The 24,959-nt window shown below is 70.2% G+C and carries 21 protein-coding genes and 2 tRNA genes; 10 read left to right on the plus strand and 13 right to left on the minus strand.

Annotation, left to right across the window (positions count from 1 at the left end):
- Nucleotides 1-145: 145 nt before the first annotated feature.
- Complete coding sequence (locus ACFWNN_RS44445; RefSeq protein WP_382446004.1) at nt 146-958, minus strand: inositol monophosphatase family protein; 813 nt, start codon at nt 956-958, stop codon at nt 146-148.
- 20 nt (nt 959-978) lie between these two features.
- Nucleotides 979-1,959 (minus strand): malate dehydrogenase, encoded by a 981-nt coding sequence (locus ACFWNN_RS44450; RefSeq protein WP_382446005.1) that lies wholly within the window; start codon nt 1,957-1,959, stop codon nt 979-981.
- Nucleotides 1,960-2,051: 92 nt separating this feature from the next.
- Here ACFWNN_RS44450 and ACFWNN_RS44455 point away from each other — a divergent pair, with 92 nt between their 5' ends.
- On the plus strand, nt 2,052-2,651 hold the full coding sequence (locus ACFWNN_RS44455; protein WP_382446006.1) for a pentapeptide repeat-containing protein: 600 nt from the start codon (nt 2,052-2,054) through the stop codon (nt 2,649-2,651).
- A 61-nt stretch (nt 2,652-2,712) separates the two neighbouring features.
- On the opposite strand, the gene ACFWNN_RS44460 is transcribed toward ACFWNN_RS44455, so the two are convergent.
- Nucleotides 2,713-5,601 (minus strand): TNT domain-containing protein, encoded by a 2,889-nt coding sequence (locus tag ACFWNN_RS44460; RefSeq protein WP_382446007.1) that lies wholly within the window; start codon nt 5,599-5,601, stop codon nt 2,713-2,715.
- A gap of 138 nt (nt 5,602-5,739) precedes the next feature.
- Between ACFWNN_RS44460 and ACFWNN_RS44465 the strand changes: the two genes are divergently transcribed.
- The 3 genes from ACFWNN_RS44465 to ACFWNN_RS44475 are packed head-to-tail and all read left to right on the plus strand — an operon-like array spanning nt 5,740 to nt 7,812.
- Nucleotides 5,740-6,660 (plus strand): DMT family transporter, encoded by a 921-nt coding sequence (locus ACFWNN_RS44465; RefSeq protein ID WP_382446008.1) that lies wholly within the window; start codon nt 5,740-5,742, stop codon nt 6,658-6,660.
- Entirely contained in the window at nt 6,657-7,505 is an 849-nt protein-coding gene (locus ACFWNN_RS44470) for a bifunctional methylenetetrahydrofolate dehydrogenase/methenyltetrahydrofolate cyclohydrolase (protein WP_382446009.1), read from the plus strand. The genes ACFWNN_RS44465 and ACFWNN_RS44470 overlap by 4 nt, the downstream gene beginning before the upstream one ends.
- Complete coding sequence (locus ACFWNN_RS44475) at nt 7,492-7,812, plus strand: DUF3017 domain-containing protein (protein WP_371927508.1); 321 nt, start codon at nt 7,492-7,494, stop codon at nt 7,810-7,812. Before ACFWNN_RS44470 ends, ACFWNN_RS44475 begins: the two co-directional genes overlap by 14 nt.
- On the opposite strand, the gene ACFWNN_RS44480 is transcribed toward ACFWNN_RS44475, so the two are convergent.
- A complete protein-coding gene (locus ACFWNN_RS44480) occupies nt 7,802-8,371 on the minus strand; it encodes a TetR/AcrR family transcriptional regulator (protein WP_382446010.1) in 570 nt (189 codons plus the stop codon). The two genes, ACFWNN_RS44475 and ACFWNN_RS44480, sit on opposite strands and share 11 nt — an antisense overlap.
- Nucleotides 8,372-8,445: 74 nt before the next feature.
- On the opposite strand from ACFWNN_RS44480, the gene ACFWNN_RS44485 reads away from it, so the two are divergent.
- The 4 genes from ACFWNN_RS44485 to ACFWNN_RS44500 all read left to right on the plus strand — a co-directional run bounded on the left by ACFWNN_RS44485 (nt 8,446) and on the right by ACFWNN_RS44500 (nt 11,515).
- Nucleotides 8,446-9,009 (plus strand): dihydrofolate reductase family protein, encoded by a 564-nt coding sequence (locus ACFWNN_RS44485; protein WP_382446011.1) that lies wholly within the window; start codon nt 8,446-8,448, stop codon nt 9,007-9,009.
- An 81-nt stretch (nt 9,010-9,090) separates the two neighbouring features.
- The gene (locus tag ACFWNN_RS44490; protein ID WP_382446012.1) at nt 9,091-11,025 is read left to right on the plus strand and encodes a PIG-L family deacetylase; all 1,935 of its coding nucleotides are present in this window, start codon (nt 9,091-9,093) and stop codon (nt 11,023-11,025) included.
- A 249-nt stretch (nt 11,026-11,274) separates the two neighbouring features.
- A tRNA-Arg gene (locus tag ACFWNN_RS44495) sits at nt 11,275-11,346 on the plus strand.
- A gap of 97 nt (nt 11,347-11,443) precedes the next feature.
- Nucleotides 11,444-11,515 (plus strand) — tRNA-Asn (locus ACFWNN_RS44500).
- 6 nt (nt 11,516-11,521) lie between these two features.
- On the opposite strand, the gene ACFWNN_RS44505 is transcribed toward ACFWNN_RS44500, so the two are convergent.
- Together ACFWNN_RS44505 and ACFWNN_RS44510 are read right to left on the minus strand one after the other, a co-directional pair.
- Entirely contained in the window at nt 11,522-11,728 is a 207-nt protein-coding gene (locus ACFWNN_RS44505) for a DUF397 domain-containing protein (RefSeq protein ID WP_382446013.1), read from the minus strand.
- Complete coding sequence (locus ACFWNN_RS44510; protein ID WP_382446014.1) at nt 11,725-12,582, minus strand: helix-turn-helix domain-containing protein; 858 nt, start codon at nt 12,580-12,582, stop codon at nt 11,725-11,727. Before ACFWNN_RS44510 ends, ACFWNN_RS44505 begins: the two co-directional genes overlap by 4 nt.
- 185 nt (nt 12,583-12,767) lie before the next feature.
- Between ACFWNN_RS44510 and ACFWNN_RS44515 the strand changes: the two genes are divergently transcribed.
- Nucleotides 12,768-13,415 carry a hypothetical protein gene (locus tag ACFWNN_RS44515; protein WP_382446015.1) on the plus strand — a complete coding sequence of 216 codons (648 nt, stop codon included), beginning with the start codon at nt 12,768-12,770 and terminating at the stop codon, nt 13,413-13,415.
- 2 nt (nt 13,416-13,417) lie between these two features.
- On the opposite strand, the gene ACFWNN_RS44520 is transcribed toward ACFWNN_RS44515, so the two are convergent.
- From ACFWNN_RS44520 to ACFWNN_RS44530, 3 genes are read right to left on the minus strand one after another with little or no spacing between them, the layout of a single operon-like run.
- Entirely contained in the window at nt 13,418-16,705 is a 3,288-nt protein-coding gene (locus ACFWNN_RS44520; protein ID WP_382446016.1) for an error-prone DNA polymerase, read from the minus strand.
- Nucleotides 16,706-16,765: 60 nt separating this feature from the next.
- Nucleotides 16,766-18,268: a DNA polymerase Y family protein gene (locus tag ACFWNN_RS44525; protein WP_382446017.1), complete on the minus strand. Its 1,503-nt coding sequence runs from the start codon at nt 18,266-18,268 to the stop codon at nt 16,766-16,768.
- The gene (locus tag ACFWNN_RS44530) at nt 18,265-19,077 is read right to left on the minus strand and encodes a hypothetical protein (RefSeq protein WP_382446018.1); all 813 of its coding nucleotides are present in this window, start codon (nt 19,075-19,077) and stop codon (nt 18,265-18,267) included. Before ACFWNN_RS44530 ends, ACFWNN_RS44525 begins: the two co-directional genes overlap by 4 nt.
- Before the next feature lie 521 nt (nt 19,078-19,598).
- On the opposite strand from ACFWNN_RS44530, the gene ACFWNN_RS44535 reads away from it, so the two are divergent.
- The gene (locus ACFWNN_RS44535; protein WP_382446019.1) at nt 19,599-20,189 is read left to right on the plus strand and encodes a hypothetical protein; all 591 of its coding nucleotides are present in this window, start codon (nt 19,599-19,601) and stop codon (nt 20,187-20,189) included.
- An 87-nt stretch (nt 20,190-20,276) separates the two neighbouring features.
- On the opposite strand, the gene purH is transcribed toward ACFWNN_RS44535, so the two are convergent.
- From purH to ACFWNN_RS44555, 4 genes are all read right to left on the minus strand, one after another.
- Complete coding sequence (gene purH, locus ACFWNN_RS44540; RefSeq protein WP_382446020.1) at nt 20,277-21,848, minus strand: bifunctional phosphoribosylaminoimidazolecarboxamide formyltransferase/IMP cyclohydrolase; 1,572 nt, start codon at nt 21,846-21,848, stop codon at nt 20,277-20,279.
- A complete protein-coding gene (purN, locus tag ACFWNN_RS44545) occupies nt 21,845-22,462 on the minus strand; it encodes a phosphoribosylglycinamide formyltransferase (RefSeq protein WP_382446028.1) in 618 nt (205 codons plus the stop codon). The genes purH and purN overlap by 4 nt, the downstream gene beginning before the upstream one ends.
- A 55-nt stretch (nt 22,463-22,517) precedes the next feature.
- Nucleotides 22,518-24,053, minus strand: coding sequence for a DUF6350 family protein (locus ACFWNN_RS44550; protein ID WP_382446021.1), 1,536 nt, complete (start codon nt 24,051-24,053; stop codon nt 22,518-22,520).
- Between the two features lie 115 nt (nt 24,054-24,168).
- Nucleotides 24,169-24,897, minus strand: a complete 729-nt coding sequence (locus ACFWNN_RS44555; protein WP_382446022.1) for a DUF5336 domain-containing protein — start codon at nt 24,895-24,897, stop codon at nt 24,169-24,171.
- Nucleotides 24,898-24,959: the final 62 nt, after the last annotated feature.

Raw genomic sequence — 24,959 nt, forward strand, 5'->3', positions numbered from 1 at the left:
GTTTGTCAGGTGACAGGCGCGGGCGAGAGACCCGGAGGCAGTGCCGCCGCCATACCCTCATACCGGGCGTATTCGGGCATGGCGGCGGTGCTGTCTCCGGGGCCCTCGGCCGCTACTGTCGCCCGACGAACTTGCCGGACACGGTCTAACCGAGGACGGTCGCGATGAGCTCCTCGGCCAGCTGAGGAGTCGCGGCCGCCACCCCCGACCACCGGTGGGTCAGGTCGGGTTCGAACGTGAACGGCCGCCCGTGCAGGTCGACCAGCACCCCGCCGGCCGCGGGGACGGTGACCAGCGCCGTCGCGAGGTCCATGATCCGGTGCGTGTCGCTGCCGGGGTCGATGAACGCGTCGACAGTGCCTTCCGCGACGAGCATGGTCTCCAGGCAGGTCGTGCACAGCACCCGGATGCGGTCGGCCCGGTTCGCCACGCGCAGCCACGCGTCCTGAGTGCCCGTCTTGGGGCGCATCAAGCACACCGACGCGCCGTCCAGCGTCGTGCGTCCGGTGGTGCGGAACGACGTCGGCACTCCTGCGCGCGCATGCCACGCACGGCCCGTGTCGAACCACGTCGTGAGGGCTTCTTTGGCGGTGCCGTCTTCCACGAGCGCACCGGCGAAGCAGGAGAGAGGAACGCCGAAAGCGGCGTTCGCGGACCCGTCGACCGGGTCGATGACCAGGGTGATCGAGGAGCCGTTGTCGACGAACCCCGCCTCTTCGGAGAGCAGGTTCACGCGACTGCGGTGGATGGACTCCAGGATCGCGTCCTCGACGATGCGGTCGACGCGCATCGTCGGTGTTCCGTCGGCGCCGTCCGCGACTTCTTCGCGGAGTTCGAGGCGCGTGTGCAGGGATCGGGCGCGTCCGTACGCCGCTGACGCCGCACGAGCGGCGTCAGCGAGCGCAGGATGCACGTCATCGGTGAGCTGTGGCTGGGGCACGTCCCATGGAATGCGCACGTGCCCCACACTGCCACGCTTTAGATCAGGCCGAGGCCCTTGACCGCGTCGCGCTCCTCGACGAGCTCGGCGACCGAGGCGTCGATGCGGGCACGGGAGAACTCGTCGATCTCCAGGCCCTGGATGATCTCGTAGCTGCCGTTCGAGGTGCGCACCGGGAACGACGAGATGATGCCCTCGGGCACGCCGTACGAACCGTCCGACGGGATGGCCATCGAGGTCCACTCGGTGCCGTTGACCCAGTCGTAGATGTGGTCGATGGCGGCGTTCGCGGCGGACGCGGCGGAAGACGCGCCACGGGCCTCGATGATCGCCGCGCCGCGCTTGGCGACGGTCGGGATGAAGTCGTTCTCCAGCCACGCCTGGTCGTTCACGGCCTCGGCGGCGGTCTTGTCGCCGACCTTGGCGTGGAACAGGTCCGGGTACTGGGTGGCCGAGTGGTTGCCCCAGATCGTCATGTTCTGGATGTCGGTGACCGCGACGCCCAGCTTCTTGGCGAGCTGCGACAGGGCGCGGTTGTGGTCCAGGCGCGTCATCGCGGTGAAGCGCTCGCGCGGGACGTCCGGCGCGTGCTGCTGGGCGATGAGGGCGTTGGTGTTGGCCGGGTTGCCGACCACGAGGACCTTGACGTCGTCCGCGGCGCCGGCGTTGATCGCCTCGCCCTGCGGCTTGAAGATGCCGCCGTTGGCCTCGAGCAGGTCGCCGCGCTCCATGCCCTTGGTGCGGGGGCGGGCGCCGACGAGCAGGGCCACGTTCACGCCGTCGAACGCGGTCTTCGCGTCGTCGGTGATCGTGATTCCCTTGAGCAGCGGGAAGGCGCAGTCGTCGAGCTCCATCGCGGTGCCCTCGGCGGCCTTCAGCGCGGGGGTGATCTCCAGCAGCCGCAGGTTGACCGGGGTGTCCGGGCCGAGCAGGTGGCCGGAAGCGATGCGGAAGAGCAGTGCGTAGCCGATCTGGCCGGCTGCACCGGTGACAGTGACGTTCACGGGCGTGCGGGTCATGAGCCTTCCCGAATGACGGTCCTCGTTGACGTCGGGCAGGTCGCCCGGCGTCCCGCACGTTACCAACACGCGGACTCTGCGAGAGTGTGAGAGTGGACAACCTGCTCGAAGAGGTCGGGGAGGACTACTCCGACGCCAACCTGCCTGATCAGCAGTGGGAGAAGCGGTCCTTCACCGACTGCGACTTCACCGAAGCCGATCTCCGCTCACTGGTCACGAGCGGGTGCACGTTCACCCGGTGCGACTTCACCCGGACGGACCTCGGCGAGTCGAAGCACCACGCGACGGCGTTCCGGCAGTGCACCTTCGACCGCACGGTGCTGACGCGGTCGTCGTTCAACTCGTGCAGCCTCATGGGATCGAACTTCGTGGACTGCGTGCTGCGGCCCGTGACGTTCGTGGAGGTGGACTTCACGCTGGCGTCGTTCGTGAAGGCGCCGCTGCACGACCTGAAGCTGGGCGGGCAGCGGTTCCGGGAGACGAACCTCAGCGAGGCCGACCTGCGCAACACCGACCTGAGCGCCGCGGACCTGATGGGCGCGCGGCTGCTGGACGCCAAGCTGGACGGCGCGGACCTGCGCGGCGCGAAGATCGACGCGAACGGGCTCCGGCAGGCCAAGCTCGCCGGAGCCCTGATCGACATCGACACGGCGATCGCGTTCGCGGCCGCGTACGGGCTGGTCGTCGGCTGATCCTGACGGCAACGGCCCCGCGTCCCAGGTGCGGACGCGGGGCCGTTGCCGTCAGTCGAGATCAGTTGTCAGCGGAGATCTCCACCAGCACGCCGTCGGCGACCATCTCCTCGATCGCCTTCGGCAGCAGGTAGGCGGTGCCGCCACCGGGCTGCTCGAACCACGGCACGGCCACGCCCGTCAGCACCTCGAGCGGCCGCCGCAACCGGTACACGCGGTACGGCCGGTTGATCCACGACGGCACGAGGCTGCGTTCCGGGAACGGCGTGCCCGCCACGTAGACGAGGTTGCCGGACTGGTCGCCGTAGCGGTCGATCTCGGTGCCCGCCGGCAGCTCGAACATCTGCTTGTGGCGGAACAACGTCAGCGGCGGCTCGCCTGCCAGCGGCGAGATCGGGAACTTCCGCTTCGACGGTTCCTCCTGCGCCACCGCGGCGGCGACCGGTGAGGGGGCCTGCTGCGGTGCGGGCGGCGGAACGGGCTGCACCTGGGTCGGTGCGGCCTGCGGCGACGGCTTCGGCTGGACCTGCGTCGGTGCCTGGTTCTGCGGCACCGGCTGGGCCTGCGGCATCGGCGGGCGCTGCGGCGGGACCGGACGGCGCGGCTCCTCGCGGAAGCCGTTGGTCATCGGCCGCTGCGGCTGGGGTGCCCGCGGGATCGTGCGGAAGTTGCCCAGCACGAGCTTGCCGACGAGGTACGCCGACGCGTCCTCGACCTTGTCGAACCGCACCGGGTTCTTCGGGCCGTGGTCGAACCAGCACACCTCCCAGCTCTCGCCGTCGAGGTGCAGGGTCCAGGTGCGGTCGGCGGGCTCGCCGATGCGGAACACGCCGTGCGGCACGTTCAGGTCGTCGAGCGCGCGGCGGGTGCCCGCGAGCTCGCGGTCCTCCTCCGGCGTGACCTGGCGCGGCGGCCTGACCGGCTCCGGTTCGGGTTCGGGTTCCGGCTCGGGTTCGGGCTCCGGTGCCGGTTCGTGCGCGGCGACCAGGGCCGCGTCGAAGACGGTGGTCTCCTCGGACTTGGTCGGCGCGGGCGGGGCCGCGACCGGCAGCGGTTCGGGCTCCGGTTCCGGGTCGAAGTGCGAGTCGAGCTGCGCGTCGATGCGCTGCTCGAACTGCTCCGGCTCCTGCTCGAACTTGGTCGCCTCGAAGGAGGTCGTGGACTCGATCTCCTCCTCGGCGAGGTCCGGCTCGTCCTCCGTCACGGCGACGGCGGGCACGACCGGGTGCTCCTCGGTGACCTCGGCCGGGCTCTCGGCCGGCTCGTCGAGGACCGGGCTCCACGCCATCGTGTCCTGCATGGCGTCGCGCGGGCGTTCCTCGGTCTCCGCCTCGATGTGGTCGGTGAGCTCGGCCTCGCGGTGGTGCGTGAGCAGCTCGGGCTCGTCCGGCCCGGCGGTCGGGATCTCGGGTTCGGCGTCGGCGTCCACGTCCTGGTGTTCGTCGACGGGGGCCGGTTCGGTTTCCTCCGGCTCCGGCTCGGCCTCGCGGTGGTGCGTGAGGAGCTCGGGCTCGGTCTCGAACTTCGGCGGCTCGAACGTCCGGTCCTCGAACTTCGGGGTCTCGGGCCTGCGCTCCTCCGGCCTGCGCTCCTCGATCTTCGGCGCCTCGAAAGTCCGCTCTTCGGGCTTCGGCGGCTCGAACGTCCGCTCCCCGGCCTGGCGCACCTCGAACGTCCGGTCCTCCGGCCTGCGCTCCTCGAACGCCGAGGCCTCCGGCGCCTTCTCCCGCACGGGCTCGGCGGCGGGTTCCGGCTCGTCCGCGTGCGGCGCGAACAGGTCCATGCCGGCGCCGTACGTGTCGCGCAGGGTCCGGTCGGCGACCGTGTCCGGGACGCCGTCGGAGTCGAAGACCACCCGGTAGGGCGGGCCGTCGCCGGCGAACGGCGGGATGACCGGCGCGGGAGGCACGACGGGCTTGACGGGCTCCTCGGCGACCGGGGGCTCCGGGTAGAGGGGCTCGAAGTCGTACTCCTCCTCCGGCTCCTCCTGCTGGGCCGGCTGGGGCTGAGGCTTCTGAGGCTTCTGGGCGTCGAACTTCGGCGCGACGACGAACTGGGTCGCGTCCGCCGAGGGTTCGGGCTTCGGTTCCTGCTTCGGCGCGGGCTCGGGCTCGACGGGCACCGGCACGACGGTGCCGGGAGGCGCGGCGGGAGCACCCAGGTTCGCCGCGGCGGCGAGCCTCGACTCCTCGCTCACCTCGGGCAGGCTGAAGCCCGCGGCACGCGCGCGTTCGACCAGCTCGGGCTCGGGCGGCACGCCGTACTTGCGCAGGTAGTACGAGACCCCGGCGGGCCAGATCCACGCACCGTCCGTCTGGAACCCGGACGGCACGACCGGCGGCGCGTCGGGGTGCAGCACGTCGTTGTCGAAGCCACGACCGGCCACGGCGACCGGCGCGTTCGACAGGTACGCGAGCAGCGGCGCGACCTCGGGCTCCGGCACCGGCGGCCGGTTGACCGACGGACGGCCGTTCGGCCCGGCGCCGTCGAACACGCGGACGGTGCGGAACACCGGCGTCGGCGGGTTCAGCCGGCGACGCAGCCAGTCCGGGATGTTCTCCTCGACGCGTGGGAAGAACCGCATCTCGTCGACGTACGCCTGCTGCGGAGGAGGCGTCTGCCAGCTCGGTTCCGCGCGGTCGAAGTCGAGGTTGTAACTGGAGGGGTGGTCGAGCTGGTACCTCGCGTTGGTCCAGCTGCCGCGGCCCTCGCGGTGCATGCCGGCCCGCAGGCGCGCGAACAGCGAGGCGGCCTCCTGCGGCGCCTGCCACGAGCGCTTGGAGCCGTCCTGCAGCTTGAGCTCGGCCTCCAGTTCGAAGTACCGGCCGGTGGCGCGGTACTGCGCGATCACGCTTCGCCAGTCCTCTGGTGCGGCCCGCATCAGAGTCAGGCCGATCTGCTTGACCAGAGCGTCCTGCTCAGTAGGGTTCAACGGCTTCGGCTCGGACACGCCAACATCTTCCCCCGCAACTCGCCGGATCGCACACGTCCCCCGCCACTGCGCCGAACGGTGGAGACCCGACCATAACGCGGCGGACGTGCATGCTTAAAGCCGATCAAGAACACTTTTGATCTGTCTGGAGGCGACGTGACGCGGTCCGCGCAGGTGACCGGTGGTCTGCTGGCCGCGGCCGGCGGAGTGGCCATCGCGGTCCAGGCCCGCGTCAACGGAACGCTCGCCCACGAACTGGGAAACGGTCTGCTCGCCGCGTTGATCTCCTTCGGCGGCGGGTGGTTCGTGCTGCTCGCGGTGGTCCTGTCGCGACAGTCCGGGCGGAACGGCCTCTTGCGACTGCGCGACGCGCTGACCCACCGCCGCATCCGGTGGTGGGAGTGCGTCGGGGGCATCAGCGGCGCGGTGCTCGTGGGCTCGCAGGGGCTCGCCGTCGCGACCATCGGTGTGGCGGTGTTCACGGTCGCGGTCGTGATCGGACAGGTCGTGAGCAGCATGGTCATGGACAACCTCGGGGTCGGCCCCGGCGAGCCGAAGGCGATTACAAAGACACGTGTCGTCGGAGCGGCCGTCGGCGTTATCGCCGTCACGATCGCGGTGTCCGACCGGTTCACGGCGCCGGGCGGGCTGTGGCTCGCGCTGCTGCCGCTGGCCGCCGGTCTGCTGATGGGCTGGCAGCAGGCGGTGAACGGGCTGGTGCGCGAGGCCGCCGACAACTCGATGGCGACGATCCTGATCAACTTCACCGTGGGCACGGCGGCGTTGCTGCTGGTCAACGCCGTGACGTGGAGCGGGGCGCCCGGAGCGTTCCCGGACGGCTGGTGGCTGTACCTCGGCGGGTTGCTGGGCATCGTCGGTGTGGGCGGCGCGATCGCGTCCGTGCGGTTCATCGGCGTGTTGATGGTCGGGCTCTGCGGTGTGTCCGGGCAGCTCGTCGGGGCCGTGCTGCTGGACGCTGTGAGCGGGCACCTGGCGTTGCCGACGGCGATCGGCGTGATGCTGACGCTGGTGTCGGTGGGCGTCGCCGCGCTGCCCAGTGGGAGGATGAGGACGTGACTGCGACGCTGCTCAACGGCAACGAAACCCGGAACGCGCTGTTCGAGGACCTGAAGGCGCGGGTGGCCGCGCTGCCCGGCTCCGTCGGTCTCGCCACCGTGCTGGTCGGCGACGACCCCGGCTCGCACTCCTACGTCAAGGGCAAGCACCGCGCGTGCGAGAAGGTCGGCATCAAGTCGATCCGGCGCGACCTGCCCGAGGAGACCACGCAGGAGGAGCTGGAAGCCGTCATCGACGAGCTGAACGCGAACCCCGAGGTCACCGCGTACATCGTCCAGCTGCCGCTGCCCAAGCACCTCAACGCGAACGCGATCCTGGAACGGATCGACCCCGCGAAGGACGGCGACGGCCTGCACCCGGTCAACCTCGGCAAGCTCGTGCTCGGCGAGGAGGCCCCGCTGCCCGCGACCCCGCGCGGCATCGTGGAGCTGCTGCGCCGCTACGACGTGCCGATCGCAGGTGCGAACGTCACCGTCGTCGGCCGTGGCGTCACCGTGGGCCGCCCGATCGGCCTGCTGCTGACCCGCCGCTCCGAGAACGCCACCGTGACGCTGTGCCACACCGGCACCAAGGACCTGGCGGCGGAGGTGCGCCGCGCGGACATCGTCATCGCGGGCGCCGGCAGCCCCGGCCTCATCACCGCGGACATGGTCAAGCCCGGCGCGGCCGTGGTCGACGTCGGCATCACCCGCACCGAGGCCGGTCTCGTCGGCGACGTGGCCCCCGAGGTGCGCGAGGTGGCCGGCTGGCTCGCCCCGATGCCCGGCGGCTCCGGCCCGATGACCGTCGCGATGCTGCTCACGAACACCGTCGAAGCCGCCGAGCGCGCTCATGCAGCGGTCTGACGCGCAGGCGCTCATGGGCGAGACCCGCTGGCGTTCCGGTCCCGGCAAGCACCTGCCGTTCGCGCTGGTGCTCGGGGTCGGCGCGCTCGGGCTGGTGCGGATCTTCCAGTACCACTGGCGGCAGGGCGCCGTGCTGCTCGGCGTGTCGTTGCTGGTCGCGGCCGTGCTGCGGATCCTCGTGACGGACGAGCAGGCCGGTCTGATCAAGATCCGCGGCCGGGGCATGGACGCGTTCCTGTACTCGACGCTGGGCGTCGTGGTGATCGCCGTCGCGCTCACGATCACCGGCGGGCCGCTCAGCCGATAGCCCGGTCCACCATGACCTCGATGAGCTCGTCGAGGTCCATGGTGGCCACCACGTCCGGCAGCGTCAGCCGTTCGTAGATCAGCCCCGTCATCGCGAAGTAGAGCGAGATGACGGTCATGCGGTCGCCCGGCAGCTTCGCCTCCTCGTTGAACTCGACGTTGAACTCGAGGTTGTCGCCGATCGTCCTGGTGAGCGCCTGCCGGATCTCCGGCCTTCTCGTGGCCTCCAGCCGCAGCTCCATCATCGCGAGGTAGCAGGCCTTGTCGGCGTCCGCCCGCTTGAGGATGTCGTGCATGAACTTGATCGTCAGCGACCTGTCGCGCGGCGCGGTGAGCGACTCGGCCACCGACTCGTCCGACGGCATCAGCCGGATGTGCACGCGCGTCATCACCGCGGACATCAGCTCGGCGCGGTTCGCGAAGTAGTTCGACGCCGTGCCCGCCGGGGTCTCCGCCTTCGCGTCGATCGCGCGGTAGGTCAGCCCCCGCGCACCCTCCTCCGCCAGCACGTCGATCGCGGCGTCCAACAGTGCCGTGCGCCTTGCCTCGTTCTTGACCACGTCGCCTCCTTGACAACCACTACAGACATAGTACTACAGTTGTCGTGGTTAAACCAACTGAGGGGATTCTCGTCATGCGAAAGCTCGTGTACTACGTCGCCGTCACGCTCGACGGGTTCATCGCGGCCGAGGACGGGACCTTCGGCGGGTTCATCTTCGAAGGCGACCACATGGCCGGCATCAACGCGCACTACCCGGAGACGCTGCCGACCCAGCTGCGCGAGCCGTTCGGGCTCGCGGACGCGCCGAACCAGCACTTCGACACGGTGCTGATGGGCCGCCACACCTACCAGGTGCCCGGCGGCCTGGCCTCGCCGTACGCGCACCTGCGCCAGTTCGTCGTGTCGACGCAGGTCACCGACACCCCTGAGGACGTCGAGGTGATCCGCGAGGACGTCACCGGACGGGTGCGGGCGCTGAAGCAGGAGGACGGTCTCGACATCTGGCTGTGCGGTGGCGGCAAGCTGGCCGCCGAGCTGCTGCCCGAGATCGACACGCTGCTGCTGAAGCAGCACCCGGTGGTGTTCGGGCGCGGTATCCCGCTGTTCGACGGAAAAGCGGACATCCGGACGTTCCGCCGCACGGACGCACGACTCTTCGAGAGCGGAGTAACGTTCGCGAGCTACTCGCGGATGTAAGTCCCACCAGACCGGCTGTGCAACCTCGCCCCAGTACCCCGCGTCCTGTGGTGGCATGCACTCACAGAACCTGGGGGAACCATGAGTTGCGTCAGCCGTAGAGCCGTGCTCGTCGCGGGCGCCACCGCCGCCGCGGCGACCGCCCTGCCGAGTACCGGCATCGCATTCGCCGCCGCCGGCGCGAAGAGCGTGCCGACCGGAGGCAGTTTCGTCACGATCGTCGCGCACTCCGACGACGATCTCCTCTTCATCAACCCGGACATCCAGCCGTCCGTCCTCTCCGGACAGCCCGTCCGGACGATCGTGCTCACGTCGGACCAGTACGACGGGTCGACGAACCCGCCGCTGACCCGCGAGCAACTGGCGGCGCGGCTGCGCGAGGGGCAGCGCCAGGCGTACGCGAAGCTCGCGGGCAAGCCGAACAACTGGACCAAGGCGTCCAAGACCGTCGCGACGATGGTCATCGAGGTCGACACGCTCGTCGGGGCGCCGAACGTGCAACTGGTCTACCTGAACCTGCCCGACGGCGGCAGCAACCAGGCCAGCTACAACCAGGCGCTCGCCAAGCTCTGGGCCGACCCGAACTACGCCGCGCCGACGATCATCCCGACGGGCGGCCCGGTCCAGGTCGCGCAGTGGTACAACCAGGCCGACCTGCACAACGTGCTGGTCGGGCTGCTGGACGAGTACCAGCCGACGGTGATCCGCATCCAGGACCCGTTGCCGAACCTCAAGTTCCCGAACGAGCCCACCGAGCACACCGACCACATCCACGCGGCCAAGTTCGCGACGAAGGCCGCGAAGACCTACCAGGGCACGACCGCCGGCGGGTTCGCGCTGCTCACGCGCTACCGCTGCTACAACATCGCCGCGGGGCCCAGGAACGTGCCGTCCGCGCTGTCAGCGCCGAAGCTCCAGGCCTACCAGGCCTACGCCGCGCTCGACCCGCTCACCGGCAACGCGTTCGACGAGCACATCTACCACAACTACCACCGGTGGCCGGTCGCGGCGCCGTGGGCGATCACGGACGGCACGGGCAAGCTGCACGCGTTCGTCTCCGCCGGCGACTCGATCATGTGGTGGCACCAGGCCGTCGGCGGAGCGTGGACCGGCCCGGTGATGATGCGGTCCGGCACGCACGCGCCGGGTGTCGCCGTGGCGCTCAACGGGGCGGGCCGCGTGCACGTCGCCGTGCTGGACCTGGACTCCGGCTCGATCTTCATCACCGGCCAGTCCTCGGCGGGCGGCGGCTTCGGCGCCTGGACCAACGTCGGCAACCCCGACGGCGGCTCGCCCGGATACGGCACACCGGGTCTCGCGCTGAGCGGTGACGGCGTGCTGGAACTGTTCGCCGTCAACAAGAACGACCGCATGACCAACGCCTGGCAGAACTCCAACGGCTCCTGGAGCGGCTGGGTCGCGGTGTCCGGCAACTCCGGCATGCTCGTGTCGCCTCCCGTCGCGCTCACCTCGACGACCGGCCGGATGCACCTGTTCGCCGACGCCAACGGCAAGGTCGTCCACTGGCAGCAGAACCTGGCCAGTTCGCTCACCTACAAGGCGATCGGCAACCCGGAGTGCACGCACGCGCCCGGATTCGCGATGGACGGCGACAAGGTGCGCGTGCTCGTCCGCGAACACACCGACGGCGCCGTCGGCACCCTCGCCGAGGGGTCGAGCAACGGCACGTTCGGCGCGCTGGCCCACCTCGGCGGGCAGGGCGGCGTGGGACCGGTGTCCGCCGCGATGTCCGGCGGCGGAACGGCCGCGCGCGTGCTGGCGTTCACGCGCAACAACGGCTACGGCATCAGCGTGGCGCGGCAGACGTCCGGCAACACGTTCGCGCCGTGGGAGGACCTCGGCGGGTACGCGGAGGTGGGCCCTGCGGCGGTGCGGGACGCGTCGGGGTTCGTGCGGGTGCTGATGGTCGGCGGCGACGCGAAGCTCTACGAACGCAAGCAGACGGCAGTAGGCCCGACGGGCGCGTTCGGCGCCTGGCAACTCGCGGGCATCTAATTCGCTTTTCCAAAAATGATTGACGGACTCCCTGTGCGACCGCAATACTTGTGCCACACGACGAACGGAAAGGGGATCGCCATGATGGGCTTGCAGCACCGACGCCTCTCCGGCGACTGCCCCGCGCGACCGTTCGTGCGGCTGTTTGCGCAGGTGAGCTCCTTGTAGTGCCGAGCACCTCGGCCTCTACCAGGAGCCGCCCGCCGGGAAACCGACGGGCGGCTCTTTTGTTGTGCATTTCTAATTCTTGCCCTTGTAGCTCAATGGAGAGAGTGCGGCGCTACGAACGCCGAGATTCAGGTTCGACTCCTGGCAGGGGTACTCGCGGATGCGAGGGAGACGGCAACCCGCCTCATTTGGGATGAGGAAACACCGCGTTCGACTCGCGGGCATCCGACTGATTTCGCAAGGCCCTATGTCCTCTGAAGTGCTGGCGGAGGCACGCCCGACTGTTACGCGGGAGGACCAGGTTCGAATCCTGGCAGGGGAACGACGATCAGCAGATGTGCTTCAGGAACAAGCTCCAGGCCTCCGAGGAGAATCCCAGAACAGGCCTCTCGGCTCGCCGATCCTTGCTGTCACGCACCAGGACGCCACTGACGTCGAGGTTCACCTCGACACAACTGCCCGAATCGCTGCTGTAGCTGCTCACGAACCAACCTTCGCGACCACGGGACAATGCCAAGACTTCCTGGCCGATCAACCCAACTCCTCGATGCGGTGATGAAGTAGTTCCAACGACTTGTTCGCGCTCAAAGCGCGGTCCTGCGTGTCCATGAAGGTGAGCTTGACGTCCCTGACCTGACTGCTGTCGTCGATGATGCCCCGCGTCGTGACGGTCTCCAGGTACATCACCGTCGGCAGTCTGGCCACCGGGAAGTCGATGAGCTGGACAGTAGACGACCCGAACAACCCGCACGCCTTGGTGGTGAAGGGAATGACCCGGATCTCGAGTCCTTCCTGGTTGTCCTCGATGCTGCGCACCAGGTGCTCCAACTGGCGGCGCAACACGGCGGGGCCGCCGATCTCCTGGCGGATGGCCGCCTCGCTGATGACCGCGACGAGTCGCAGCGGCGCCTCTCCGGCAAGCCGCTCCTGACGCCGCTGCCGGACCTCGATGCGCTGGTCGATCTCGACCTTGCGCACGGTGACGCCGGTGCTCATGAGGGCTTTGGCGTAGTCCGCGGTCTGGAGCAGACCCGGGATGAGCAGGCTCTCGTACCAGCGGATCGTCTCGGCGCCGGCTTCCAGGCCGATCAGCCGTTGCAGTTCGTTGTCGAGCAGGTTTCCGTACCGCGTCCACCAGCCGCGCTCCTTGGCGGCCTCACGCAGGTCGAGCAACTCCTGGCGGTCCTGCGCATCGAACTCCAGCAGGTCCATGAGCTTGACGAGGTTCTCCTCGGAGAGGATCTTGCGCTCGTTCTCGACGGCGGACCAGTAGTTGCGCGTGAAGCCGAGAGCCTGGGTGATGGTCCTGACCTCGACACCCTCGCGCTCACGCTGTTCCTTCAGCCGGAGGGCGAGCTCCCACCCTGCGACGACTGGTGATGTCGGCATCGGCACGACCTCCCCGTTCGGCGGTGTCCGGCTCGGTTGGACTGCACAGGTATATCACGCCGTTAAGCTAACCGGGCGGTTATCCGGTTACGGTAACCGCGTGGTATGGCGCTAACCGTAACCCCCGCCCTATCGTGAGACGTGAGTCGCCGGGCAAAGGCGAACGCGCAAAGGGGGAGACGATGATGAGCGGGCTCTTACCCGAGCCGCGAGATCCGAACACCGCCCACTGCACGATCATCGCCGTGGACATCGCGGGGTTCGGGCTGCGCGACCCGAGCAACGACAACCAGGTGCGCATGCGGGAGGGCATGTACAAGGCGATGCACGCCGCCTTCGACGCCGCGGGCATCCCCTGGTCGTCGTGCCGCGACGAGGACAGGGGCGACGGCATGCTCGTCCTCGCCGCCGCGGAGGTGCGGAAGAGGCCGTTCGCGGACCACCTCCCCAGCGCGCTGGCCGAGGAACTGGCCCTGCACAACCGGCATCACCGGCCGCGGGAACGGATCAGGCTGCGGCTCGCACTCCACTCCGGCGAGGTCAACTTCGACCGGCACGGCGTGACCGGATCCTCGATCAACCACACCTACCGGCTCCTCGACTCCGACACCGTCAGACTCGCGCTGGGGAAGTCCGCGGCGGTCCTGGCGATCATCAGCTCCGACTGGTTCTTCGAGGACGTCATCCGGCGCAACGAACTGAGCCGTCCGAGCGCGTACCGCCAGGTGGACGTGGTGAACAAGGAAACCCGGGCCAGAGCCTGGATCCGCCTGGTCCGGCCGGTCGCCGCGCGTCGACCGCAGGCACCACCCCGCGCCGGCCAGACCGCCTGAGATCAGCGGAAGTCGCGTGACTTCGACGGGATGCGCAGGTCGAGGTGCTGCAACCGGTCCGCCAGCAGGCTGACCACGCCCTCCGCCGACTCCACCACGCCCCGCACGAGCATCGCGCCGCTCCCCCGCGCCACCCGCCGGTACCGCGCCCACAACCCCGGCGAGCACACGACGTTCACCATCCCGGTCTCGTCCTCGATGTTGAGGAACGTGACGCCGCCGGCGGTCGCCGGTCGCTGGCGATGGGTCACGGCGCCGCCGATCAGCACTCGCGTGCCGGGTTCGACGTCCGTCAGCGCTGTCACCGGCAACGCGCCCATCGTGTCCAAAGTGGACCGCACGAACTGGGTCGGGAAGCTGTCCGGGGACAGGCCGGTGGCCCAGACGTCCGCCACGGCCAGCTCCACGTCGTCCATGCCGGGCAACGCGGGCGCGTCGACGCCGACCACGGTGCCGGGCAGGCGGTCCGGGCGGATCGCGGCCACGGCGCCGGCTGCCCAGAGCGCCTCGCGGCGTTCGAGGCCGAAGCAGGCGAACGCGCCGGCGGTGGCCAGGGCCTCCACCTGGGCGGCGGTGAGCTGCACGCGGGCGCCGAAGTCCTCCATGTCGTGGAACGGTTGTGCCGCAACGATTCGCTCGGCGTCGGCGTCGCCCACGCCGCGGACGGCGGACAGGCCGATGCGGACGGCCTGCGCTCCCTCGAACGGTTCCAGGCCCGCCCACGGCAGCGAGCGGTTCACGCACGGGCCGTGCACCGTCACGCCGTGCCGGCGGGCGTCGATCACCAGCGACTGCGGCGAGTAGAAGCCCATCGGCTGCGCTCTGAGCAGGGCCGCGCAGAACGCAGCCGGGTGGTAGAGCTTGAACCACGCGCTCACGAACACGAGGTGCGCGAACGACAGGGCGTGCGACTCCGGGAAGCCGAAGTTGGCGAACGCCAACAGCTTCGCGTAGATGCGCCCCGCCAGCTCCTCACCGATCCCGTTGACCGCGCAGCCCTCGTAGAAGCGGTCGCGCAGGCGTTCCATGCGGGCGGTCGACCGCTTCGCGCCCATCGCGCGGCGCAGTTCGTCGGCCTCGGCGGCGGTGAAGCCCGCGACGTCGACCGCGATCTGCATGAGCTGTTCCTGGAACAACGGCACGCCGTAGGTCTTCTTCAGGGCGTTCTCCAGCAACGGGTGGTCGTAGTCCCACTTCTCGACCTCGTTGCGGCGCCTGATGTACGGGTGCACCGAGCCGCCCTGGATCGGGCCGGGCCTGATCAACGCGACCTCGACGACCAGGTCGTAGAACTCGCGCGGCTTCAGCCGCGGCAACGTCGCCATCTGCGCGCGGCTCTCCACCTGGAAAACCCCTACGGAGTCGGCTTTCTGCAGCATGTCGTAGACGGCGGAGTCGGCGAGGTCGATCTCGCCCATGTCCACCAGCACGCCCTCGTGGTCGCGAACGAGGTCGATGGCGTAGTGCAGCGCCGAGAGCATGCCGAGGCCGAGCAGGTCGAACTTCACCAGGCCGATGGACGCGCAGTCGTCCTTGTCCCACTGCAGCACCGTGCGCTTGTCCATGCGCGCCTTCTCGACCGGGCACACCTCGCTGACGGCGCGGTCGCAGATCACCATGCCGCCGGAGTGGATGCCGAGGTGGCGCGGGAAGTTCTCCAGCTGCGCGGAGAGTTCCAGCACGTCCCGCGGGATGTCGCAGTCGTCGGTGGTGGTGCCGAGCGGCCCCCACCTGTCTATCTGCTTGCTCCAGGCGTCCTGCTGGCCCGGCGAGTGGCCGAGCGCGCGGGCCATGTCGCGCACGGCGGAACGCGCGCGGTACGTGATGACGTTCGCGACCTGGGCCGCGTGCCTGCGGCCGTACTTGGCGTAGACGTGCTGGATGACCTCCTCGCGCCGGTCCGACTCGATGTCGACGTCGATGTCGGGCGGGCCGTCGCGGGCGGGCGCGAGGAACCGTTCGAAGAGCAGGTCGAACCGGACCGCGTCGACGTTGGTGATGCCGAGCGCGAAGCACACCGCGGAGTTCGCCGCGCTGCCCCTGCCCTGGCAGAGGATGTCGTTCTCCCGGCAGAAGTTCACGATGTCGTGCACGACGAGGAAGTAGCCGGGGAAGCCGAGCTGCTCGATGATCCTCAGCTCGTGCTCGATCTGCCGGAACGCCTTCTCGTTCTCGTCGGGATAACGGCGGCGCGCGCCCTGGTACGTGAGCTCGCGCAACCAGCTGATCTCGGTGTGGCCGGGCGGCACGTCGAACGGCGGCAGCTTCGGCGCGACCAGCCGCAGGTCGAACGCCAGCTGCATGCCGAGCAACGCGGCGTTGTGCACGGCACCGGGGAAACGGCGGAACCGGTGGAACATCTCCTCCCCGCTGCGCAGGAACGCGGCGGGCGACGGCGGCAGCCAGCCCGCCATGTCGTCGAGGCTGCTTCGCGCGCGCACGGCGGCCATCGCGGCGGCGAGCCTGCCCCGGCCCGGGGTGGCGTAGTGGACCGCGTTCGTGGCCACGACCGGAAGCTGCAGGTGCTGGGCCATGGCGTTGAGGAGGTCGTTGCGCCTGCTGTCCTCCGGCAGGCCGTGGTCGGTCAGCTCGACGTGCACGCGGCCCCTGCCGAACATGTCGGTGAGCCGGACGATCTCCTCGAACGCCGCCTCCGGGCCCTCTCTCGCGAGCGCTCGTCTGACGGTTCCCTTGCGGCAGCCCGTGAGCACCACGACGTCACCCTTGGTGTCGGCCAGGATCTGGTCGATGTCGTAGACGGGTTTGCCCTTCTCGGCGTGGTCGTCGAGGTGGCCGGTGGTGAGCGTGCGGCACAGCGCGTGGTAGCCCTCCTGCTTGCGCGCCAACAGAAGCAGGTGGTCACCCTCGGGGTCCGGTTCGCCGTTGGCGGGCTTGGCCAGGCCGATGCTCAGCTCGGCGCCGAACACCGTGTGCATGCCGAGCTCCTTGGCGGCCTCGGCGAAGCGGACAACGCCGTACATGCCGTCGTGGTCGGTGATCGCGATGGCGTCGAGCTTGAGCCGTTGCGCCTCCTCGACCAGCTCCTCCGGGTGGCTCGCGCCGTCGAGCCAGCTGAAGTTGCTGTGGCAGTGCAGTTCCGCGTACGGCACGCGCTTGCGGGAGGCCGCCATCTCGTCCGCGTGCAGCCGGAATCCCGGCGGCGCGGTGTAGCGGTCGCGGTGTCTTCCCCACCCCGGACCGTCACCGCCGTCGGGTTTCTGCTCGTAGGGCTTGCCGGAGAGAGCGCGCTCCAGCTCCCGCCAGCGGACCGGCGGGTTATTCCAGCCCATCGGTTTCCTTGCGCGGCAACGGGATCAAGGTCTCCAGCAGATCCCAGTAGTCGTCCTGCATCAGTCGTACACCCCTTCCAGGAACCACCTCTGGTCCCTGCGGATCAGCAGGAACGCCTGGTCACTCGTCTGCACCTGCACGCGCGCGGCCCTGTGCGGGTCCGGCGCCCACCACCGTTCGTCGACGGGCCACGGCCCCGCCCACGCGGTGATGTCCCGCGTTCTTCCTTTGAAGGTCAGCGTTCTCGGCTTCGCGGTGAGCTCGAGCCGTCCGGTCACGCCGACGTCCTGGCCCGCGTCGTCCTTCAGCTGGGCCGGGTCGTCGGCGAGCGTCGCCGGTGCTCTGGTGAGCCGGCCCGGCCACGGGTGGTCCGGGTCGCGCGCGGGTGTCTTCTCGTCGCCCCACGGCACGAGCCTGACCTGCTCCTTCGGCCCCCTGCCGCCGTCGATCACCGGGGTCAGCACGGCGTCCGGGCCCAGCAGGCCCTGCACGTGCAGAAGCGCGCGCACCGCCCGTTCGTCGTCGTGGCCCCACAGCCCGAGCTGCAACGCCGTGCCGTTGACGACCTCGACCGGTTCGAGGGTGAGCGTGCGGATGCCGGAGGTGAGACGTTCGCGGGTGAGCCAGCCGTCGAGCTGCCAGCGCACCCGGTCCGCGATCCCGCGCGGTGTCAACGGTTCCGCGGCCCGCCACACCCGGTGCAGCTCCTCGTCGGTCTCGGTGCGCGCGAGGATGCCGAGCCTGGTGCACGCGAGGCTCCTGGCGGCGAGGTTCTCGTGCAGCCGTTCGGCCAGGTGCCGTGCCGCGAACGCCGCCGCGTCGATCCGGGCGATCGGCTCGTCGAAGGTCTCCCGCACGGCGAGCTCCGGCGCCGGTCTGCGCTTGTCGAGCGGCCGTTCCGGCAACCCCCTGGCCAGCCGGTGCTGCCGGACCGCGGGGCCGCCGAACCGTGAGGCCACCGCGCTCTCCGGTACCTCCGCGAACGCGCCGAGCGTCTTCAGCCCGAGCCTTCTGAGCAGGTCGACCAGCTCGGGCGCGTCGAGCTCGTGCACCCCCAGCGGTCTCAGGAACTCCGCGGTGCTCTCCGGCGGCACGATCACGTTGCGGTGGGCGGCTTTCGTGGCGGCGAAGAGGCTCTCGGCCACCCCGATCTGCGCCTCGGCGCCGGTCCTGGTGGCGATGTGGTCGACGATGCGTTCGGCCGCCTGCTCGGCCGATCCGAAGTACCCGACCGGGCCCTGCGCCGGCACCGCGACCAGCCCCGGCTGCACGACCTCGATGCCGGGTGCGAGCTCCTCGACGGCCTCCGCCACCGGCTCGAAGAACCGGGCGTCGCGCTGCGGGTCGTGCTCGAAGGTCACCAGCTCGGGGCACATCGCCTCGGCCGCGCGCTTGCGCATCGACCTGCGGATGCCCTCTCTGCGCGCCACGGCGGAGGTGGACACGATCTCGTTGCCGTCGAGCACGGCCACCGGGACGTCGGGCGCGGTGTTCGTGGCGGTGCAGGCGGCGACGACGGGCCAGTCCGGGCACCAGACGGTGAGCAGGCGGGAGTCCTTCACGCCGGGGGACTTCCCTGGGCGAGCTTGACCAGCCGCTCGATCGCCGCAGACCGCCTGGCGGTGAGCTCGTCGCTCACGGGCCCCGCGTATGCCCGCCTGGCGGCCGGTTCGTCGACCCGCTCCGGACCGGCATCAGCCGGCTCGTCGGAACGGGCCGGTCCACCGGCCGCCAGCGGGAGCTCGATCTCTTCTTCGCCGAACGTCAGCAGCACGTGCCTGCCGCGGCCCGCCGCTCCCCGGCCGGCGCTGCGCACGCTGATCTGTTGGTGGCGCAGGGTTTCCGCGCCGTCGTCGAGGGCGTTCCAGGTGACGGACTCCGCCGTCAGCTCCACGTCCGCCGCGGGCCAGGCACCCCACGCGATGAGCACCGACCTGCGCTGGCGGGCCCGCGCGGTCAGCCGGCGGGCCAGGGAAGGAGGGAGTGGACAGGCGACGGCGACCACGTCGATGCCGTCGAGCAGGGCCGCGATGACCGGCCCGGGATCGTTGCCAGGACTGGGAACCAGCGCCAGTCGCTGCACCGCCACGCCCAGTTCGGCCGCGGCCAGGACACCCACCTGCGGCAGGCCGACCACGGCGGCCCAGCAGCCGTCCGCGGTCGCGCCCGCGAGCAGGGCGAGCAGCAACGATGTCGATCCGCCCACCGACACCGTGCTGCCACGCCGCAAGCCGCCCCACGGGAGCAGGCCCGCCAGTTCCCCGCGAACCGGCAGGACCCGCCCCGTGGCGTGGTCGGTGGTGGTGCTGGTCAGCTCGCTGGCCGGGTTCACCCCGAGCGCGGCCAACGACGCCGTTGCCGACCTGGACACTCCACCCACCTCCCGTCTCGGACCGTGCGCACCCCTGTGCACGGCCGCCGCGGGAAGTTCGGCGACTTGCTTATTCGAACTCTTGTTCGAACGAACGAGATGATCGTAGCGCGTGGACGCACCCTTGTGTCAATGCCAAGGCGTCACCCTTTTGGTGGACATGGCCACACGGGTCCGGGAGGTCATCTACGGTGGCCCGAGCGGCCACACCCCTGGGGAAAGCAGCAGCTGAGCGCACTGGGAAGCGCGGCTGGAACGCGGAGCGGGGCTCGGCGGGCCGACGATCGAGTTGTATCTGATGGCGCAGCGGCACCGACCCGGCGCTGTGCGAAAGGGGAGCCGTGAACCAACCGCCTCCGCACGGCTGGCACCAGCAACCAGGCCCTCCGCAGAGCTGGCAACCGCAACCGGGCCACCCTCACCCCGGCCAGCAGCCACAACCTGGCTACCCACCACAGCCCGGCTACCCCCAACAACCCGGCTGGGGCCCTCCGCCACCACCCAGGAAGAGCAAGGCGCCGTTGGTCATCGGCATCCTCGCGGGCGTCCTGGCCCTGGCCGTCGCCATCACCGGCGGCGTGATCTACCTGAACGTCAACAAGGACAGCGGCGACGAGAAGCGGGCCGACAAGCTGCCCGCGTTGTGCGGCAACGTCTCCGAGGCGGCACTGGCCAAGGCGCGCACCACGAACCCCAACGGGCTGATGTCCCGCGAGACGAAGCTGTCCAAGGGCATCCGCACGACCTGCTCGTGGAACCAGACCAAGGGCGTCGACGGCTCCGGCCACCGCGCCACCGACGTCTCCGTCGTCAACGAGCGGGAGGAGGCGGAGTCCGCGTTCAGCCGGTCCATCTCGATGCACATGGGCAACACCCAGGGCAGAGCGCTGCAGAAGCCGATCAAGGGGCTCGGCGACGAGGCCGTGGTGATCCTGATCGAGACGACGTCGGCGTTCACCGAGATGACGGTCCTCGTGCGCAAGGGCGAACTGATCGTCGAGGTCGACCTCGTCGGCTGGGACGCGGGCCTGTTCACCAACACCAAACCCGACCTCGACGAGCTCGAGGCCGCCGCGAAGGGCATCGCGGAGGACATGGTCGGCAAGCTCTAGCCGAAGGGGCACCACCCCGACGGCGAGCACCGAAGCGAAAGGGGCCGCTCCCCCGACGGAAGCGGCCCCAACTCCGAGCAACGAGCCTCAGTGGGCGAAGTGACGCGTGCCCGTCAGGTACAGCGTGATGCCCGCCTTCTCGGCGGCGGCGATGACCTCGGGGTCGCGCACCGAACCACCGGGCTGCACGACCGCGCGCACGCCGGCCTCCAGCAGCACCTCGAGGCCGTCCGGGAACGGGAAGAACGCGTCGGACGCGCCGACCGCGCCCTGGGCCCGCTCACCGGCGCGCTTCACCGCGAGGTGCGACGAGTCGACCCGGTTGACCTGGCCCATTCCGACGCCGACGGTCGCGCCGTCGTTGGCCAGCAGGATCGCGTTCGACTTCACGGCGCGGATGGCGCGCCACGCGAACTCCAGGTCCGCCAGCGTCCTCTCGTCCGCGGGCTTGCCGCAGGCGAGGGTCCAGGACGCGGGCGAGTCGCCGGTCGCGTCGATGGCGTCGCGCTGCTGCAACAGCAGGCCGCCGGACACCGGGCGCATCTCGGCGCCACCGCGCGCGGGCGGCTCGGCCACGAGGATGCGCACGTTCTTCTTGCGCTGCAACACCTCGATCGCACCGTCCTCGTAGGACGGAGCGATGACGACCTCGGTGAAGATCTCCGAGACGAACTCGGCCATCTCCACGGTGACCTCGCGGTTCGAGGCGATGATGCCGCCGAACGCGCTGACCGGGTCGCACTCGTGGGCCTTGCGGTGTGCGTCCGCGATGCTCAGCTCGGACACCGCGATGCCGCACGGGTTGGCGTGCTTGATGATCGCGACGCACGGCAGCTCGTGGTCCCACGCGGCACGCCACGCGGCGTCACCGTCGAGGTAGTTGTTGTACGACATCTCCTTGCCGTGCAACTGCTTCGCCGACGCGAGGCCCACCCGGCCGTCGCCCTGCGTGTAGATCGCGGCGCTCTGGTGCGGGTTCTCGCCGTAGCGCAGCACGTTCGACCGGTTCCAGGTCGCGCCGACCCAGCCGGGGAAACCGCTGCCCTCGTCGTCCGGCGCCAGCACGTTGCCCATCCACGAGGCCACGGCCACGTCGTAGGAGGCGGTGTGGCGGAACGCGTCCGCGGCCAGGCGCTGCCGGTCGGACATGGTGAAGCCGCCCTCGCGGACGTTCTCCAGCACCCACTCGTAGCGGGACGGGTCGACGACGACGGCGACGTTCGCGTGGTTCTTCGCCGACGCGCGGACCATCGCGGGGCCGCCGATGTCGATCTGCTCGACGCAGTCGTCGGCAGAAGCACCGGACGCGACGGTCTGCGTGAACGGGTACAGGTTCACGACCAGCAGGTCGAACGGCGCGATGTCCATCTCGCGCAGCTGCTCGACGTGCGACTCCTTGCGCAGGTCGGCCAGCAGACCGGCGTGCACGCGCGGGTGCAGCGTCTTCACCCGGCCGTCGAGGCACTCGGGGAACCCTGTGACCTGCTCGACCGGCGTCACGGGGACGCCCGCGTCGGCCAGCACCTTGGCGGTGCCGCCGGTGGACACGATCTCGACTCCGGCCGCGTGCAGGCCGGTGGCCAGTTCCAGCAGGCCGGCCTTGTCGGAGACCCCGATCAGGGCCCGGCGTACCGGTCGCCTCTCGGCAGGAGTGCTCACGGAATGCTCACCTTTCGTCCGTTCACGGTGCAGCCCTCACGGGCCAGCCGGCCGACCGTCTCGACGAGCAGCCGGCGTTCGACGACCTTGATGCGTTCGTGCAGGGTTTCCTCGGTGTCGCCGGGTTCGACGGCCACGGCCTCCTGCGCGAGGATCGGGCCCGTGTCGACGCCCGCGTCGACCAGGTGCACCGTCGATCCGGTGACGTGCACGCCGTACGCCAGCGCGTCACGAACGCCGTGCGCGCCGGGGAAGGCCGGCAGCAGCGCGGGGTGGGTGTTGATCATCCGGCCGCCGAAGCGGGCGAGGAAGCGCTCACCGAGGATCTTCATGAAGCCGGCGGACACGACGAGGTCCGGCTCGTAGGACGCGACGGCCTCGGTGAGGGCGGCGTCCCACGCGTCACGGTCGGCGTGGTCGCGCAGCTTCACGGCGAAGCAGGGCACTCCCGCGCGTTCGGCGCGCTTGAGGCCCTCGATGTTCTCGCGGTCGGCGCCGACGGCGACCACCTCGACGGGCAGGTCGGCGTCCAGCAACGCCTGCATGAGGGTTCCGGAACCGGAGACGAGTACGACGACGCGCGCCGGTGTCGGAAGCCGAAGTTCGGTGCTCAGCGTCTACTCCTGGGCGTGGCGTGGTGTTGCAGCAGCTCAGGGGCAGTTTAGGCCGTCACCGTTCCGGCTTGGCGTCCAGGTCCTCCTCGGACTCCATGCCGAGCATTTCGTCGAACTCCGCATCGAGGTCCTCCTCGACCGGTTCCTCTTCTTCTTCGACGTCTTCCTCGACGTCCTCGGCAACGTCTTCCTCGTCGTCAACCTCGTCGTCGTACTCGTCTTCTTCGTACTCGTCTTCGTCGTAGTAGTCGTCGTCTTCGAGATCCTCTTCGACCTCGAACTCGTCCTCGTCCACGACCTCGAGCTGTTCGAACTGGTCGGTGAGCTCGTCGTCCTCGAACACGACGTCCGGGTCGACGGCCTCCTCGTCCTCGTCGTAGTCCGGTTCCACGAACTCGGCGACCCCGGCCGCCGCGGCCTTCGTGCGGTTGCCGGCGAGCCACGCCACCAGCGCGCCCGGCACCAGCACCCACACCAGCACGGCCAGCGCGAGCAGGCCCGCGGGCACCGTCACGGGGTCGAACGCGCCGCCCGCCAGCCGTCCACCGGCGGTCGCGGCGAGCACCAGGCTGCCGACGGCCGCCGTGATCGCGGCCACCAGCACCGCGCGCACCCGCGAGGTCGACCGGTCCGACACCTTGCGGCAGGTCCAGCCGACGATCAGGCCGATCAGCAGGCCACCGACGAGCACGGCGGGACTCCACACGTACTCGGCGTCCGGCATGGCCGCGAGCAACGGCACCGGGAGCACGTCGCCGCCGACGAACTTCAGCGGCGAGACCTCGACGGAGCCCATCGAGAAGCCCGCGCCCACGACGTAGGAGAAGCCCGCGATGATCGCGTTCGGCAGGTAGGCGAGGCACAGCAGGAACACGCCGAGCCCGACACCGAACGACGGCCCGGCGCCCGCGAAGAGCTCGCTGGTCGTCGGCCACGACACCGCGAGCCCGGCGGCCACGGCCAGCGAACCCACGCTGACCAGCGAGAACAACGCCATGAAGCCGGCTCGCAGCCCGTGCAGCGCCACCGGGTCGAGCTTGTCGAAGACCACCTCGTACAGGCCGCAGCGGCGAGCGACGCCGATCGTGGCCGCGATCCCGGACACCGCCGCGCAGCCGAAGAACGCGACGGCGGGCGTGGCGCGCACGACCCCGTCACCCATGATCAACGCGATCGCGCCGCCGGTGACGGCGTGCGCCCCGGCGATGCTGAGCACGACACCGCGCGCCTGCAGCGGTTCGTAGAGCCCGAGGCGGTCGGCGGTGCCCGCGGCGGTGCGGCCGACCAGCAACATCAGCAACGCGGTCGCGAGCAGCGGCAGCACACCGAGCTGGCCCGACTCGAAGCGCAACGGCACGTGGTGCGCGGCGAGCCACGCGGGCGCGGCGGCGCTGAGCACACCGGACGTGGAGAAGTCGGCGTACGTGGCCGTCGCGGAGATCAGCGCGAGAACGGCGGCGACCGCGGCGTACCCGACCACCACCGATCCGACCGCGGCGGCGACGAGCACGCGCACGCGTTCGGACCGCGAGAACTCCGGTGGGCGCACGGTGTTGACCTCGCGGGTCACCTCGCGTTGCAGCACGGGCACTTCTCCACTGTGTCAGGCCGCCTGAGCCATTCGGGTCAGGCACGCCGCGTGATGCGAACAGGGGTGGCGCCGGAGAACCGGCACCACCCCTGAAAGGTCGAACGGTGTGCGGACCTTACTGCTGCGGTCCGCCGAAGCCACCGGGCGGCGTGCCCGGCGAGCCGAACTGGCCCGGCTGCGGCATGAAGCTCGTCTGCTGCGGCGGCTGACCCGGCTGTGCGGGCTGCTGCGGCTGCTGGCCGAACTGCTGCTGCTGACCGAACGACGGCTGCTGGGCCTGCTGCTGGGACGCCTGCTGCTGCGGGGCGGCCTGCTGCTGACCGAACTGCTGCCCCTGCTGCGGGAACGCGCCGGACTGCGGGTTCCAGCCGCCCGGCTGCCCCTGCTGACCCGCGTACGGGTTCGCGGGCTTCGGCTCCAGCTTCACGATGCCCTCGGCCATCAGGAACGCGAGCACGATCGCGGCCGTCTCCACCAGCGCCACGATGAGCAGCACGATGTCGAGGCCCGCGATCGACGGCGACTTGATGATGCCCTGCAGCTGGAGCAGGGTCTGCACCGCCGCGAGGACCGCGGCGACCGGGACGAAGCCCTTGGGAGTGCTCGGCAGCACCGACAGGCCGGCGAGCGCGCCCGCCGCGAGCAGGTAGACCACGTTGCCGCTGCTCACGTCGTCGGCGAACGCGACGAGGTACGCGACCAGGCCGAGACCCGCCGCCACCAGCGGGAGGATCTGGGCCAGGTTGATGTTGTTGGCGCCCGGGGCTCCGTGGCCCGCAGGCGGTGCCTGGTGCTGTGCCGGACCCGGCGGCTGCTGTTGGGGTGCGCCGTAAGGCACGGACATGTCGAGGTCTCCTCCTCAAACCAGGGTGCGTCGTTTCGACGCTAGCAGTGCGCTGACTCTCG

It is taken from the genome of Lentzea sp. NPDC058450, from assembly GCF_042721395.1.
Classification (GTDB): Bacteria; Actinomycetota; Actinomycetes; order Mycobacteriales; family Pseudonocardiaceae; genus Lentzea.